Origin of the sequence: Neisseria sp. P0014.S009, assembly GCF_051958155.1 — a bacterium.
Lineage (GTDB): Bacteria > Pseudomonadota > Gammaproteobacteria > Burkholderiales > Neisseriaceae > Neisseria > Neisseria flavescens_C.
The window spans coordinates 1-279 of record NZ_JBQCVS010000110.1 but is presented as its reverse complement, the minus strand read 5'-3'; the positions used below and the strand labels follow the sequence as shown (position 1 = coordinate 279).

Genomic DNA, 279 nt, shown 5'->3' with positions numbered 1-279 from the left:
ATTAGAAGTTATTATCATCAGCTAGATATCCTTAATAGATTGGAAAAAAAAGAGGATTTTGTTAAAGAACAAATTAAGGCTCAAAATTGGCTAGGTCATTGTTATTCTGAACAAGCAAAGCGAACACTAATTTCAGATAGAAGGATTAGGCTGATTAAGAAGGCTCTACAGTGTTATTCTCAACAATTGGATCTTATCAAACAAGCAGCAACAACCTTACGACCACATATCTTAGAACAAGCTCAGGCACATTCATGGATAGGCGGTGCCTATTTGGAA

At 35.5% G+C, this 279-nt stretch carries 1 pseudogene; it reads left to right on the top strand.

What is annotated here, in order from left to right:
- A pseudogene (locus tag ACTHS4_RS11900) lies at nt 1-279 on the top strand (hypothetical protein); the annotation flags it as partial.